Source organism: Streptomyces sp. NPDC043867 (assembly GCF_056435845.1).
In genome coordinates this window covers 132446-146260 of record NZ_JBWKDS010000023.1, presented here as the reverse complement: position 1 = coordinate 146260, position 13815 = coordinate 132446, and the positions used below count along the sequence as shown (strand labels likewise).

Sequence of the window (13815 nt, the reverse complement as noted above, 5' to 3'; positions counted from 1 at the left end):
CGACTCTATCAGACCGTTTCCGGTTCCGATTTCCTCGGTGCTTTCCAGGTTTCCGCTTTCGCGTTTCCCTTTCCGGCGGTTCCGACTCTACCAGACCCTTTCGGACCCGATTCCCTGTCGGCGGGATTGTCTTTGGCCTGAGGCTTATGCCTCGCGGGCCTTTCGACATTCACTACGTTAACCGATTCCCCGTACAGCTCATAATCGAGCCGGGGAGTCAGAATTCGACATGCGGACATGGCGGATTCGACCCCGCTGAAGGGGAGTCGTAGGTAGTGGGTTGGCCGCTTCCGGCTGCTGACTGAACGCAGTACCCGGGTCAAGCGGCTCGGGCCACATTACGGATCCCGCCGAGGCGAGTCAAGTTCGGCGGCGACGAGGCGTATGGGCCCGATAGGGGCTCACCGTCGGGTCGTTGGCGATCCAGAAGCGCCATGGGTGGACGCCGCCGTCGCCGGAGACTCCGGTGCGGGGACCGCTGAGTACCTGGTCGGGATGCACGGGAGTGCCGGCCAGCATGCGGAAGGGGCCGCCCTCGGGCCCGCAGGCGTCCGCGCCGTCGAGGGCGCGGTCCACCCCGAGGGCCGTGGCCAGGCGGGCGGGTCCTTTGGCCAGTTCTCTGTCGTTGCGGGCCGAGAGTCGGCGTTTACGGGCGAGCTCGGCACCCTCCGTGACCTCACCGGCCCGCAGGAGGATCCCGCTCGCTGTGCCCTCGGGGCCGCAGACCAGGTTCATGCAGTGCCACATGCCGTAGGTGAAGTAGACGTACACATGACCGGGCGGGCCGAACATCACGTCGTTGCGGGCCGTGCGGCCGCGGTAGGCGTGGGAGCCGGGGTCGTTGGGTCCGTCGTATGCCTCGACCTCGGTCAGGCGCAGTTCGATCGGGCCGTCCTCCGTGGTGCGCACGAGGGTGCGCCCGAGGAGGTCCGGAGCGACCTCCAGGACGGGGCGGTCGAAGAACTCCCGGGCGAGAGGCGTACGGTCAGGGGCCGCGATCATGGCGTACGAGCGTAGTCGAGAGCGGCTGCTCGTCGTCGGGGTGGTCAGGGAGCGTCCCCCTTGGAAGGGTGAGGACGCGGAACCGGCCGCGACCGGATCGCGTTTGTACGGATCAGGGATCCACACGCACACAGGACGTACAGGCGTTGCCTGGGGAGGAAGTGACATGGGGTTCAAGCGGCTGCTTGCGAGCATGGGAGCCGGCGGGGCTTCGGTCGAGACGGTGCTGACCGAGGTCAACACGGTTCCGGGCGGCGTCGTGCAGGGCGAGGTGCGGATCCAGGGCGGATCCGTGGACCAGGCCATCGAGGGTCTGTCGGTCGGCCTGCAGGCCAGGGTCGAGGTCGAGGGCCACGACGACCAGGAGCACAAGCAGGACATCGAGTTCACCAAGGTGCGGCTGGGCGGTGCCTTCGAGCTGAAGGCGGGCGCGGTGCACGCGGTCCCGTTCGGCCTGGAGATCCCCTGGGAGACGCCGGTCACGACGATCGACGGCCAGCCGCTGCGGGGGATGCACATCGGGGTGACCACGGAGCTGGAGATCGCGCGCGCCGTCGACTCGAGCGACCTGGACCCGATCAACGTGCACCCGCTGCCGGCCCAGCAGGCGATCCTGGACGCGTTCCTCCAGCTCGGTTTCCGCTTCAAGAGCGCCGACATGGAGCGCGGTCACATCCGCGGTACGCGGCAGAAGCTGCCGTTCTACCAGGAGATCGAGTTCTTCCCGCCTGCGCAGTACCGCGGACTGAACCAGGTCGAGCTGAGCTTCGTCGCCGACGAGCGCGAGATGGACGTCGTCCTGGAGATGGACAAGAAGCCGGGCCTGTTCAGCGAGGGCAGCGACTCGTTCCGCGCCTTCAAGGTGGGCCTGAACGACTACCAGGGCACGGACTGGACCGCGTACCTGAACCAGTGGCTGTCGGAGGTCGGCAGCAAGCGCAGCTGGTTCTAGGCCCGACCGGGAAGCGGACTCCGGCGCGGGCTGGTGTTCCGCGTCGCCGCGACGGTCACTCGGCCGCCGGCGCGCGCCCGGCTCGTCGTGAGTTCACGGCTCCCGTGCAAGACGGACGTTCTCCGGACGTTTGCCCGCCTCTGGTCTTGGAATTGATCAGGGGCGGGCATCTTTTTTATTGCGTTGTCCATCTCGACGTGCCCGGCCAGAGTTGATCCAAGCCCGCCAGGGGGTGGGCCGGAGCGCATGGGAGGTGGGCTTGATGCGGGACACGCTGGTACTGAATGCGAGCTTTGAGCCGCTGTCGACGGTGACGTTGAACCGGGCCGTCGTTCTGGTGCTGCAGGACAAGGCCGTCGTCGAGCAGGCCCACCCCGAACTCCGTATGCGCGGGGCCGCGGTCGACATACCCGTGCCCCGGGTGATCAGGCTCTGCCGCTACGTACGGGTGCCGTTCCGAAGACAAGCGCCCTGGTCCCGCAGGGGTGTGCTGGTGCGGGACCGGCACCGGTGCGCGTACTGCGGCAGGCGGGCGACGACCGTGGACCACGTGGTGCCGCGGGCGCAGGGCGGCCAGGACTCCTGGCTGAACACCGTCGCGTCCTGTGCCGAGGACAATCACCGCAAAGCTGACCGTACGCCGGAGCAGGCGGGCATGCCGCTGCTGCGGCAGCCCTTCGAGCCGACGCCCGCGGACGCGATGCTGCTGACGCTCGGGCAGGACGACTTCCGGGCGCTGCCGGAGTGGCTGGCGCAGTCGGCCGCCTGAAGCCGCACATGACCGGGGCCCGCCTTCGTCGAAGGCGGGCCCCGGTCATGTGCGCTGTCAGTCCGTGACGGACGGCTTCTCGCGGCGCTCGGAGCCGCCGCCGCCCGAACCGCCGCCCATCGGGCCGAAGTTGCCCATGGCGCCGCTCAGGCCCTTGAGTGCGTCACCGATCTCGCTCGGCACGATCCAGAGCTTGTTGGCGTCGCCCTCGGCGATCTTCGGGAGCATCTGGAGGTACTGGTAGGCGAGGAGCTTCTGGTCCGCGTCTCCGGCGTGGATGGACTCGAAGACCGTACGGATGGCCTGGGCCTCGCCCTCCGCGCGCAGGGCGGCGGCCTTGGCCTCACCCTCGGCGCGCAGGATCGCGGACTGCTTCTCACCTTCGGCGGTGAGGATCTGCGACTGGCGGATGCCTTCGGCGGTGAGGATCGCGGCGCGCTTGTCGCGGTCGGCGCGCATCTGCTTCTCCATCGAGTCCTGGATGGAGGTGGGCGGCTCGATGGCCTTGAGCTCGACGCGGTTGACGCGGATGCCCCACTTGCCGGTGGCCTCGTCCAGGACCCCGCGCAGGGCCGCGTTGATCTCCTCGCGGGAGGTGAGGGTCCGCTCCAGGTCCATGCCACCGATGATGTTGCGCAGGGTGGTGACGGTGAGCTGCTCGATCGCCTGGATGTAGCTGGCGACCTCGTAGGTGGCCGCGCGGGCGTCGGTGACCTGGTAGTAGATGACCGTGTCGATGTTGACCACCAGGTTGTCCTGGGTGATCACCGGCTGGGGCGGGAACGGCACGACCTGTTCGCGCAGGTCGATGCGGTTGCGGATGGTGTCGATGAACGGGACGACGATGTTGAGCCCCGCGTTCAGTGTCCGCGTGTAGCGGCCGAAGCGCTCGACGATGGCCGCGCTGGCCTGTGGGATGACCTGGATGGTCTTGATCAGGGCGATGAAGACCAACACCACCAGAATGATCAGGACGATGATGATCGGTTCCATCGATGCTCCCCGTACCCTTCGCCTCGGTAATTCCCTCAGATCTTACGGGTGTTGAAGATCTTGCTGGACGAGTCTGACAGAACGTCGTCTGCGACGTGGGGCGTTCGGTTCAGTCGTGCGTGGTCACATCACGATCGCCGTGGCGCCCTCGATGTCGACGACGTCGACCTGCTCCCCCGCCTCGTAGGTCTGTCCGGCGTCGAGGGAGCGCGCCGACCAGATCTCCCCGGCGAGCTTGATCCGGCCGCCGGAGCCGTCGACTCGTTCCAGCACGACGGCTGTCTTGCCCCGCAACGCGTCCACGCCGGTGGCGAGTTGGGGTCGCTGGGCCCGGTGCCGGGCCGCGATGGGGCGCACCACGGCGATGAGGGCGACCGATACGGCGACGAAGACGAGGACCTGGAGGACGACGTCGCCGCCGAGTCCCGCGGCGCCCGCTGCCGCGACGGCGCCCACGGCCAGCATGCCGAACTCCGGCATCGCCGTCACCACGAGGGGGATCCCGAGTCCGACGGCGGCGACCAGCCACCACACCCATGCGTCGATGTCGTTCACACGGTCATGGTAGGACCGCGCCGCACGGACGGACAGGGCGCACGATCACGGGTGCCGCCGCCGCGCCCGCCGCGGGCCGCGTCGACCGGGCGTCAGGACAGCGGGAGGCCCTGTGCCGTCCAGCGCTCGCCGACCTGCTCGACGACGAGGGGCAGGCCGAAGCAGAGCGAGAGGTTGCGTGAGGTGAGCTCGAGCTCGAGCGGGCCGGCGGCCAGCACCTTGCCCTGGCGGATCATCAGCACGTGGGTGAAGCCCGGGGCGATCTCCTCGACATGGTGCGTGACCATGATCATGGAGGGGGCGATCGGGTCGCGGGCCAGGCGGCCGAGGCGGCGCACGAGGTCCTCGCGGCCTCCGAGGTCGAGGCCCGCGGCGGGCTCGTCCAGGAGCAGCAGTTCGGGGTCGGTCATCAGGGCGCGCGCGATCAGGGTGCGCTTGCGCTCGCCTTCGGAGAGCGTCCCGAAGTTGCGGTCCAGGTAGTCGCTCATGCCGAGGCGGTCGAGGAACGCGCGGGCGCGCTGCTCGTCGATGTCCTCGTACTCCTCCTGCCAGCCGGCGGTCATGCCGTACGCGGCGGTGAGCACGGTCTGCAGGACCGTCTGGCGCTTGGGGAGCTTCTCCGCCATGGCGATGCCTGCCATGCCGATGCGCGGGCGCAGGTCGAAGACGTCGACCTTGCCGAGGGTCTCACCGAGGACGGTGGCGGTGCCCGAGCTGGGGAAGAGGTAGCTGGAGGCGACGTTCAGGAGGGTCGTCTTCCCGGCGCCGTTCGGGCCGAGGATGACCCAGCGCTCGCCTTCCTTGACCGACCAGGAGACCTGGTCCACCAGAGCCCGGCCCTCTCGGACCACGGATACGTCCTCAAGCTCCAGAACATCGCTCATCAGCGCGCTGTCTCCCATTGCAGTCTCGGCCGTCGCATACGTCTGTGGACGCAGCCCCCAGGGAAAACCTACGCCACCGGTCGGGCGGTCCAATCCATCGGCCGGTCCTTAGGGTGGGGGCATGCTCTCGGAACCACGCTCAGGACGCCTGGCCGCATGGGGAAACGCCCTCTTGGCCGGACTTGTTTCGCCGGACGACGCCGTGCTCGCCATCGTCGGTGAGGACGCCGTGCATCGCGTCGCGGGACTCCCCGGTGAGCCGGGGCCCGTCGGTCTCACGCTCGCCCTCGGGCGGCTGCGCGCGCTCGGGGTGACCGGACTGCGGGTGGCGCTGCCAGCGCCGGGGCATCCGCTGGGGCTGAGCGGGCCGCCGGAGTTCAACGCGCGTGCCCTCGACGCGCAGGAGGCGGTCGTCTGCCGGGGGGCCGGGCTCGGGCTGGTGCCTGAGGTGTACGAGGCGGGGCCCGAGGGCGACGTCCACGTGGAGGTCGTCTGGCACTGCCTTCCCGTGCGGGAGGCGCCGCCCGCGGACGTGCCGTCCCTCGGCGAGGCGGAGCGGGAACTGGCGGAGGCCCTCCGTGAGGCGACCGAGGTGCTGTCGCGGCTCGACGTGGCCGGGTCGGGGCCGGTGGCGGAGGCCGCGGTGGACGCGTACCGGGCTCGGGCCGAGCGGGGTCGTGAGGTGCTGGCGCCCGGGTATCCGCCGCGGGCGGTACGGGTGCTGGAGCTGGCCCAGCGGGTGGGGCTGCTGATCTCCGTGGCGTACGAGAACGGGCACGGCGGGGCGGTGAGCGCCTCGGAGATGGGGGCGCGGGCGGAGGCGCTGCGGCCGGTGGAGCGGACGGCTCGGCGGGCGCAGGTGGCCGCGTTCAACGCGTTCGTGGAGGAGCGGGAGCGGGGGGTTCGCTGAACTCGCGGGCTGCAGGCGGGCGGTGCCTTCGTCGGGCGCCGTCCGGGTGGGCCTCTCCCCCATTGCCCCAGGCGCCGTCGTTGCCCCCGGTGTCGGGGCGCGGTCGGCTGATCCGGCACCGGCCGGCGCCCGTCCGGGTGGGCACACTCCCGTCCGGGCGCCTTCAGCCCGCCGCCCCGTGCCGTACGGCCCACAGCGCGGCCTGCGTACGGTCGGCCAGGTCGAGTTTCATCAGGATGTTCGACACGTGGGTCTTGACGGTCTTCTCGGAGAGGACGAGCGCCCGGGCGATCTCCCGGTTGGAGCGGCCGTCGGCGATCAGACCGAGCACCTCGCGCTCCCGCTCGGTGAGCGAGCCGCCCCTCCCCTGACCCGGACCGGCCTCCTCCTGGGACAGCAGGGCACCCGCGACCTCGGGCTGGAGCAGGATGTGTCCGGCGTGCACGGACCGGATGGCGCGGGCGAGCGCGTCGGGGTCGATGTCCTTGTACACGTACCCGGCGGCACCGGCGCGCAGGGCGGGCACCACCGTGCGCTGCTCGGTGAAGCTGGTCACGATCAGCACGCGCGTGGGGTTGGCCAGCTCGCGCAGCCTGCGCAGCGCCTCGACGCCGTCCATCCCCGGCATCTTCACGTCCATGAGGACGACGTCCGGTTTCAGTTCCTCCGCGCGGGCGACTCCTTCGGCGCCGTCGGAGGCCTCGCCCACGACCTCGATGTCGTCCTGCACCTCGAGAAAGGTGCGCAGGCCCCGGCGGACCACTTGGTGGTCGTCGACCAGCAGCACCTTGATCGCGTCAGCCACCAGGGACCTCCATCTCTATCCGGGTGCCCTTTCCGGGCGCCGATTCCACGGTGAGTGTGCCGCCGACGCCGCCCGCCCGGTCCCGCATGGAGACGAGGCCGAGATGGCGTCCCGCGCTGCGGATCGCGTGGGGTTCGAAGCCGCCGCCGTCGTCGGCGACGGTGAGGACGGCGCCCGGTCCGCGCTTCGCGAGGGTCACGTCGACGCGGGCCGCTCCGGAGTGGCGCAACGCGTTGTGCAGCGCTTCCTGGGCGACGCGCAGCAGGGCCTCCTCCTGGGCCGCGGGCAGGGCGCGTACTCCGCTGCTCTCGAAGGTCACGCGCGCCGCCTGGGCGCGGTCGAGCACCTGGATCTGGGTGCGCAGCGTGGCCACGAGACCGTCCTCGTCGAGGGCGGCGGGCCGCAGCTCCACGACGGCGGCGCGCAGTTCGTCGACGGCTTCCGCGGCGAGGGCGGCGACCTGCTGGAGTTCGCCCTTGGCCCGGGAGGGGTCGCGGTCGACGAGGGCCGCGGCGGCCTGGGCGGTGAGGCGCAGCGAGAAGAGTTTCTGGCTGACGGCGTCGTGCAGCTCGTGCGCGAGGCGGGAGCGCTCCTCGGCGATGGTGAGTTCCCGGCTGCGCTCGTAGAGCCGGGCGTTGGTCAGGGCGATCGCGGCGTGCTGGGCGAGGATCGTCAGGAGTTCCTCGTCCTCCTCGGTGAAGCGGCAGCGGCCGCCGTCGCCCGCCCCTCTGCCGGGGCCGGCGGGGCGCTCCTCGGAGCACCGCACCTTGTTGGCGAGGAAGAGGGCGCCGAGGACGTCGTCGCCGTCGCGGATCGGCAGGCCGAGGAAGTCCGACATCTCGGGGTGGGCCGCGGGCCAGCCCTCGAAGCGGGGGTCCTCGCGCACGTCGGCGAGGCGCTCGGCGCGGGCCTCGTGCAGCATCGCGGCGAGGATGCCGTGCTGGCGCGGGAGCGGTCCGATGGCCTTCCACTGGGCGTCGCTGACACCGTCGACGACGAACTGGGCGAAGCCTCCGTGATCGTCCGGGACACCGAGGGCCGCGTACTCGGCGTCGAGCAGTTCGCGGGCCGAGGCGACGATCGTCTTGAGGACGTCACGCACCTCGAGGTGTCTGCTCATGGCCAGCAGCGCGGAGCTGACCGCGTACAGGCCGGACCTGGGGCCTTGGCTCATGACTTCACGGTACCGGCGGCCGGTGACAGTGCGTATCCGACCTGTGGTGGCGGTCGCCCGGGCCGGTGGGCCTAGGGCGGAGGGCCCGTGCCGGTGGGCCTGGGGCGGAGGGCCCGTGCCGGTGGGCCTAGGGCGAAGGGCCCCTGATCCCTGCGGCCTGCGTACGAGGCGGCGGGAGTGGTGCCGTCCCTACGTTGAGGACATCCGTCGGGAACGGCGGTGGGACGAGGGGACGGATGTCATGCCGGTGGCCATCATCACGGGGGCTTCGAAGGGGCTGGGGCGGGCACTGGCCGCGGGTCTGGCGGAGCGCGGCTGGGATCTGGTGCTCGACGCCAGAACGACGGGGGTGCTGGAGAGGACGGCGGCGGAGCTGTCCGCGTACGGGACGCGGGTCAGGGCGCTGCCCGGCGATGTGACGGACGCGCGGCACCGCGGGGAGCTGGTGGCCGCGGCGGCGGGGCTCGGGGGTGTGGACCTCGTGGTGAACAACGCGAGCGCGCTGGGCGCCGAACCGCTCGTCCGCCTGGAGGATCTGTCGCCGGACGGGCTGCGGCGGGCGCTGGAGGTCAATGTGGTCGCGGCGCTGTGCCTGGTCCAGGAGGCGCTGCCCGCGCTGCGGGCGTCCGGGGCGGGTGCGGTGATCGGTGTCAGCTCGGACGCGGCCGTGGAGGCGTACGGGACGTGGGGCGGTTATGGGGCCTCCAAGGCGGCCCTGGACCAGCTGTCGGCGGTGCTGGGTGCGGAGGAGCCCGGGCTGCGGGTCTGGGCGGTGGATCCGGGGGACCTGGCGACGGACCTGTACGCGGCGGCGGTACCGGACGACGAGGAGGCGCGGCGGGATCCCGCGGCCGTGGTGCCGGCGTTCCTGCGGCTGCTGGACGAGCGTCCGGCCAGCGGCCGCTACCGTGCCGAGGCCCTGCTGGAGGAGCGATGACGACGGCGACGGGGGTGCCCCCGTCGGGGCGCAGTCACGGGTGGCCGGAGGTTCCGGCGGAGTTGTCGGCGCGGGTACCGGCCGAGCAGCGCGGTCCGGGTCTGGACCGGGACGCCGTCCGGCTGCTCGTGTCGCGGGGGACCTCGGTGTCGCACCACGGCTTCGTGGAGCTGCCCCGGCTGCTGAGGCCCGGTGATCTGCTGGTGGTCAACACCTCGCCCACGCTGGCGGCCGCCGTCGACGGGCGGGCGGGGCACGCGCGTGTGGTGGTGCATTTCTCCACCCGGGGTGATGACGGGCGGTGGGCCGTGGAGCTGCGGGAACCGGACGGGCGGGGCACCACGCGCGCGCGTGCGGGCGGACCCGCGGGTACGGAGGTGCGGCTTCCCGGAGGTGTGCGTCTCGTGCTGGAGGAGCCGCTGGCCCCGGACGGTGCGCGGCTGTGGTGGTCGCGGGTGTCGGATCCGGACGTGCCGGGGCTGCTGCGGCGGCACGGGCGTCCCATTCGCTACTCGTACACGGAGCGGGATCAGCCGCTGTCGGCGTACCAGACGGTGTTCGCGCTGCCGTCCGCCGACGGTACGGGCAGTGCGGAGATGCCGAGCGCGGCGCGTCCCTTCACCGCGCGGCTGGTGGCGGAGCTGGTGAGCCGGGGGGTGCAGTTCGCGCCGGTCGCGCTGCACACGGGGGTGGCGTCGGCGGAGGCGCACGAGCCGCCGTATCCGGAGAGGTACGAGGTGCCGGAGGCCTCGGCGCGGCTGGTCAACGCGGTGCGGGCGGGGAACGGGCGGGTCGTCGCGGTCGGTACGACGGCCGTCCGGGCCGTGGAGTCCGCGGCGGGAGCGGACGGAGTGGTCCGGGGCGGGCACGGCTGGACGGATCTGGTGATCACCCCGGAGCGCGGGGTACGGGTGGTGGAGGGGCTGCTGACCGGGCTGCACGAGCCGGGGGCGTCGCATCTGCTGATGCTGGCGGCCGTCGCCGGGCGGGCCGCGGTCGAGCGCGGGTACGGCGAGGCGCTGCGCGGGCGCTATCTCTGGCACGAGTTCGGGGACAGCCACCTCCTGCTGCCGGCGGAAGACCCTCACACAGAGCATTGCGTCAGCAACCTGGCGTGAGACCGGCGCGGTGGCGGTGTGAGCCCGCGCATAGGGCACACATCACGTACGAACGGGCATAGGAGACAGGAGGGACCCACTTGAGCGGGGAAGACATGCCAGTCTGCCCCGTTTTGCCCCTCTGTGCTCCACTACCCGGCTTCGTACGTCACACCTTTGCCACAGGATTTTGCGGCCGCTAACAATGGCTCACGTCGCTCAACGCCGCGGGTTTCGCCCCGCGGCGTTCGTCCGGAAAAACACTCTGTCCCCACGGACCGGGAGCGGCGTCCGCGCTATTCGAAGAGGTCCATCAGTCATGCCCAAGAAGTTCATCGCTCCGGTGCACAGTCCCCAGCTGACCAAGACCCACAAGCTTTCGTTCGCCGGTGTCGCGGCCCTCGGTGCCGCCGCCCTCGCGTTCACGGCCGTGCCGGCGAACTCGCAGACCACGACGACCGACGCCGCCGCGTCCACGTCCTCCGTGGCCTACAGCCAGGAGCAGATCAAGGACGTCAAGGCCAGCGTCACCGACCAGCTGGCGGGCGCCACGGTCAAGGCCGAGGCCGCGAAGAAGAAGGCCGCCGACGAGGCCGCCGCCAAGAAGAAGGCCGCCGAGCAGGCCGCTGCCAAGAAGAAGGCGGAGGAGGCGCGCAAGAAGCAGGCCGCGAGCCGCTCCGCGCAGCGCCCGCAGGTCAAGCCCGTCGCCGCCAAGACGTACGCGAACAACCTGGACGGCTGGATCCGCCAGTCGCTGGACATCATGAAGCAGAAGGGCATCCCGGGCAGCTACCACGGGCTGCACAAGAACATCATCCGCGAGTCCTCGGGCAACCCCAACGCCATCAACGACTGGGACATCAACGCCATCAACGGCATCCCGTCGAAGGGCCTGCTCCAGGTCATCCCGCCGACCTTCGCGGCGTACCACGTCCCGGGCACGTCGACGAACATCTACGACCCGGTCGCCAACATCACGGCCGCTGCCAACTACGCGGCCGACAAGTACGGCTCCATCGACAACGTCAACAGCGCCTACTGAGTCTCGCGAGTATCGCGCGGACCTCTGAGGGTCTCGGTCAAGACGCACAAGGGCGGCACCCCGGTCGGGGGTGCCGCCCTTCAGGCGTCCGGGGTGCTACTTGCGCATGACCTCGGGCTCGTGGCGGCGCAGGAAGCGGGCCACGAAGAAGCCGCACAGGGCGCCGAGGACGAGCAGGGCCACCATGTCCATGGTCCAGGCCGATGCCGCGTGGTCCCAGAGCGGGTCCGTGCTGGACGGGTCGTCCGTGTTCGGACTGATGTTGTTGAAGTCCAGCGTGGCGCCGGCCGCGGCGACCGCCCAGCGCGACGGCATCAGGTACGAGAACTGGTTGACGCCGACGGTGCCGTGCAGGATGAAGAGGCAGCCGGTGAAGACGACCTGGATGATCGCGAACATGACCAGCAGAGGCATGGTCTTCTCGGCGGTCTTCACCAGGGACGAGATGATCAGGCCGAACATCATCGAGGTGAAGCCGAGAGCCATGATCGGGATCGACAGCTCGATCATGACCGCGATCTTGCCGCTGCCGAGGATCAGGCCCTCGTCGGGGATCGTGCGGCTGGAGAAGCCGATCACGCCGACCAGGGCGCCCTGGAACACCGTGACGGTGCCGAGGACGATGACCTTCGACATCAGGTACGCGGAGCGCGACAGGCCGGTCGCCCGTTCCCGCTCGTAGATCACGCGTTCCTTGATCAGCTCGCGGACCGAGTTGGCGGCGCCCGCGAAGCAGGCGCCGACGGCGAGGATCAGCAGCACCGTGGTGGCGGTGCCGTTCGGGATGTGCGCGCCGGTCTTCGGGTTGACCGCCGGGTTCACCAGCAGGTTCTTGTCCGGGTCGATCAGCAGGCTGACCGCGCCGAGGACCGCCGGCAGGATCACCGTCAGCGCCAGGAACCCCTTGTCGGACGCGATCACCGACACATAGCGGCGGACCAGCGTCATCAGCTGCGAGCCCCAGCCCTGCGGCTTGGGCGGCTTCATCGCCTGCGCGGGCGGCATGTGCACCGACTGCGGGGCGACGGCGTCGATGTCCGCGGCGTACATCTGGTAGTGCTGCGAGCCCCTCCAGCGGCCCGCCCAGTCGTAGTCGCGGTAGTTCTCGAAGGCGGAGAAGACGTCGGCCCAGGTGTCGTAGCCGAAGAAGTTCAGGGCCTCCTCGGGCGGACCGAAGTAGGCGACCGAGCCGCCCGGCGCCATCACCAGCAGCTTGTCGCAGATCGCCAGCTCGGCCACGGAGTGGGTGACGACGAGCACCGTACGGCCGTCGTCGGCGAGGCCGCGCAGCAGCTGCATGACGTCGCGGTCCATGCCCGGGTCGAGACCGGAGGTCGGCTCGTCCAGGAAGATCAGCGAGGGCTTGGTCAGCAGCTCCAGGGCGACCGAGACGCGCTTGCGCTGGCCGCCGGAGAGAGAGGTGACCTTCTTCTCCTTGTGGATGTCCAGCTTGAGCTCGCGCAGGACCTCGTCTATCCGGGCGTCGCGCTCCTTACCCGTGGTGTCCGCGGGGAAGCGCAGCTTGGCCGCGTACTTGAGGGCCTTCCTGACGGTCAGCTCCTTGTGCAGGATGTCGTCCTGCGGGACCAGACCGATGCGCTGCCGCAGTTCGGCGAACTGCTTGTACAGGTTCCGGTTGTCGTAGAGGACGTCACCCTGGTTGGCGGGGCGGTAGCCCGTGAGCGCCTTCAGGAGCGTCGACTTGCCGGAACCCGACGGGCCGATCACCGCGATGAGCGACTTCTCCGGGACGCCGAAGGAGACGTCCTTGAGGATCTGCTTGCCGCCGTCGACCGTGACGGTCAGATGGCGGGCCGAGAAGGAGACCTCACCGGTGTCGACGAACTCCTCGAGCCGGTCGCCGACCAGCCGGAACGTCGAGTGACCGACGCCGACGATGTCGTTCGGGCCGAGCAGCGCGGAACCGCCCTTGGCGATCGGCTGGCCGTTGACGTACGTGCCGTTGTGCGAGCCGAGGTCGCGGATCTCGTAGCGGCCGTCCGGCGTCGCATGGAACTCGGCGTGGTGCCGCGAGACCTGGAGGTCGGAGACGACCAGCTCGTTCTCCAGGGCACGGCCGATGCGCATGACGCGGCCGAGCGAGAACTGGTGGAACGTGGTCGGGCTGCGGTCGCCGTAGACCGGCGGCGCCCCCGCGCCCCCACCGGGTCCGTGCTGCTGCGGGATGGAAGCACCCTGCTGCGACTGCGGCCAGTTCTGCTGCTGCGGAGCCGGAGCCTGCTGCTGAGGTGTCTGCTGCTGAGACGGCGCCTGCTGCTGCGGAGTTTGCTGCTGAGGTGTTTGCTGCGCCCAGCCGGGGCCCGCGCCCTGCGCCGCGTACGGCTGCCGGGGCTGCGCCTGCTGCTGCGGGGCCACCGCGGCGGTGGCACCCGAGAGGCTCAGGCGCGGACCGTCCGTCGCGTTGCCGAGGTGCACGGCCGAGCCGGGGCCGATCTCCAGCTGATGGATCCGCTGACCCTGCACGAACGTGCCGTTGGTGCTGCCGTGGTCCTCGATGACCCAACTGCGGCCGCCCCAGCTGATCGTGGCGTGACGCCAGGACACCCTGGCGTCGTCGAGCACGACGTCCCCCTGCGGATCGCGTCCGAGGGTGTATGGCCTGGACGCATCGAGCGTCCAGGTCCGTCCATTCAATTCCAGTACGAGTTCCGGCACTCCATGCCCCACTGAGTTG

Annotated in this window: 13 protein-coding genes; 6 read left to right on the top strand and 7 right to left on the bottom strand. The window is 70.5% G+C overall.

Annotated features, from left to right (window positions below; genetic code table 11):
• Positions 1–360: 360 nt before the first annotated feature.
• On the bottom strand, positions 361–1002 hold the full coding sequence (locus AC069T_RS23235) for a DNA-3-methyladenine glycosylase (RefSeq protein ID WP_478784549.1): 642 nt from the start codon (positions 1000–1002) through the stop codon (positions 361–363).
• Positions 1003–1168: 166 nt separating this feature from the next.
• Here AC069T_RS23235 and AC069T_RS23230 point away from each other — a divergent pair, with 166 nt between their 5' ends.
• Positions 1169–1954, top strand: a complete 786-nt coding sequence (locus tag AC069T_RS23230; protein ID WP_476754643.1) for a sporulation protein — start codon at positions 1169–1171, stop codon at positions 1952–1954.
• Positions 1955–2216: 262 nt separating this feature from the next.
• Positions 2217–2723 carry an HNH endonuclease gene (locus AC069T_RS23225; RefSeq protein ID WP_478784548.1) on the top strand — a complete coding sequence of 169 codons (507 nt, stop codon included), beginning with the start codon at positions 2217–2219 and terminating at the stop codon, positions 2721–2723.
• Between the two features lie 57 nt (positions 2724–2780).
• Here the strand turns inward: AC069T_RS23225 and AC069T_RS23220 are convergent, their stop codons facing one another.
• The 3 genes from AC069T_RS23220 to AC069T_RS23210 form a co-directional block, all read right to left on the bottom strand.
• Complete coding sequence (locus AC069T_RS23220; RefSeq protein ID WP_355787350.1) at positions 2781–3716, bottom strand: SPFH domain-containing protein; 936 nt, start codon at positions 3714–3716, stop codon at positions 2781–2783.
• A 123-nt stretch (positions 3717–3839) separates the two neighbouring features.
• Positions 3840–4271, bottom strand: a complete 432-nt coding sequence (locus tag AC069T_RS23215) for an NfeD family protein (RefSeq protein WP_478784547.1) — start codon at positions 4269–4271, stop codon at positions 3840–3842.
• Positions 4272–4363: 92 nt separating this feature from the next.
• On the bottom strand, positions 4364–5155 hold the full coding sequence (locus tag AC069T_RS23210; RefSeq protein ID WP_478784546.1) for an ABC transporter ATP-binding protein: 792 nt from the start codon (positions 5153–5155) through the stop codon (positions 4364–4366).
• Between the two features lie 121 nt (positions 5156–5276).
• Between AC069T_RS23210 and AC069T_RS23205 the strand changes: the two genes are divergently transcribed.
• Positions 5277–6065: a hypothetical protein gene (locus tag AC069T_RS23205; RefSeq protein ID WP_358853445.1), complete on the top strand. Its 789-nt coding sequence runs from the start codon at positions 5277–5279 to the stop codon at positions 6063–6065.
• A gap of 163 nt (positions 6066–6228) precedes the next feature.
• Here the strand turns inward: AC069T_RS23205 and AC069T_RS23200 are convergent, their stop codons facing one another.
• On the bottom strand, positions 6229–6870 hold the full coding sequence (locus AC069T_RS23200) for a response regulator (RefSeq protein ID WP_478784545.1): 642 nt from the start codon (positions 6868–6870) through the stop codon (positions 6229–6231).
• Positions 6863–8044 (bottom strand): GAF domain-containing sensor histidine kinase, encoded by a 1182-nt coding sequence (locus AC069T_RS23195; protein ID WP_478784544.1) that lies wholly within the window; start codon positions 8042–8044, stop codon positions 6863–6865. Before AC069T_RS23195 ends, AC069T_RS23200 begins: the two co-directional genes overlap by 8 nt.
• 241 nt (positions 8045–8285) lie before the next feature.
• On the opposite strand from AC069T_RS23195, the gene AC069T_RS23190 reads away from it, so the two are divergent.
• The 3 genes from AC069T_RS23190 (at position 8286) to AC069T_RS23180 (ending at position 11120) form a co-directional block, all read left to right on the top strand.
• Positions 8286–8981 (top strand): SDR family NAD(P)-dependent oxidoreductase, encoded by a 696-nt coding sequence (locus AC069T_RS23190; RefSeq protein ID WP_478784543.1) that lies wholly within the window; start codon positions 8286–8288, stop codon positions 8979–8981.
• Positions 8978–10099, top strand: coding sequence for an S-adenosylmethionine:tRNA ribosyltransferase-isomerase (locus AC069T_RS23185; RefSeq protein WP_478784542.1), 1122 nt, complete (start codon positions 8978–8980; stop codon positions 10097–10099). Before AC069T_RS23190 ends, AC069T_RS23185 begins: the two co-directional genes overlap by 4 nt.
• A 298-nt stretch (positions 10100–10397) precedes the next feature.
• Entirely contained in the window at positions 10398–11120 is a 723-nt protein-coding gene (locus AC069T_RS23180; protein WP_358853442.1) for a transglycosylase SLT domain-containing protein, read from the top strand.
• Between the two features lie 96 nt (positions 11121–11216).
• Here the strand turns inward: AC069T_RS23180 and AC069T_RS23175 are convergent, their stop codons facing one another.
• Positions 11217–13796 (bottom strand): ABC transporter ATP-binding protein/permease, encoded by a 2580-nt coding sequence (locus tag AC069T_RS23175; protein WP_478784541.1) that lies wholly within the window; start codon positions 13794–13796, stop codon positions 11217–11219.
• Positions 13797–13815: the final 19 nt, after the last annotated feature.

Excerpts from the sequence above, each read along its gene's own strand:
- AC069T_RS23235 (WP_478784549.1), bottom strand. The coding sequence starts at position 1,002 with ATGATCGCGGCCCCTGACCGTACGCCTCTCGCCCGGGAGTTCTTCGAC.
- AC069T_RS23230 (WP_476754643.1), top strand. The coding sequence starts at position 1,169 with ATGGGGTTCAAGCGGCTGCTTGCGAGCATGGGAGCCGGCGGGGCTTCG.
- AC069T_RS23225 (WP_478784548.1), top strand. The coding sequence starts at position 2,217 with ATGCGGGACACGCTGGTACTGAATGCGAGCTTTGAGCCGCTGTCGACG.
- AC069T_RS23220 (WP_355787350.1), bottom strand. The coding sequence starts at position 3,716 with ATGGAACCGATCATCATCGTCCTGATCATTCTGGTGGTGTTGGTCTTC.
- AC069T_RS23210 (WP_478784546.1), bottom strand. The coding sequence starts at position 5,155 with ATGAGCGATGTTCTGGAGCTTGAGGACGTATCCGTGGTCCGAGAGGGC.
- AC069T_RS23205 (WP_358853445.1), top strand. The coding sequence starts at position 5,277 with ATGCTCTCGGAACCACGCTCAGGACGCCTGGCCGCATGGGGAAACGCC.
- AC069T_RS23195 (WP_478784544.1), bottom strand. The coding sequence starts at position 8,044 with ATGAGCCAAGGCCCCAGGTCCGGCCTGTACGCGGTCAGCTCCGCGCTG.
- AC069T_RS23190 (WP_478784543.1), top strand. The coding sequence starts at position 8,286 with ATGCCGGTGGCCATCATCACGGGGGCTTCGAAGGGGCTGGGGCGGGCA.
- AC069T_RS23185 (WP_478784542.1), top strand. The coding sequence starts at position 8,978 with ATGACGACGGCGACGGGGGTGCCCCCGTCGGGGCGCAGTCACGGGTGG.
- AC069T_RS23180 (WP_358853442.1), top strand. The coding sequence starts at position 10,398 with ATGCCCAAGAAGTTCATCGCTCCGGTGCACAGTCCCCAGCTGACCAAG.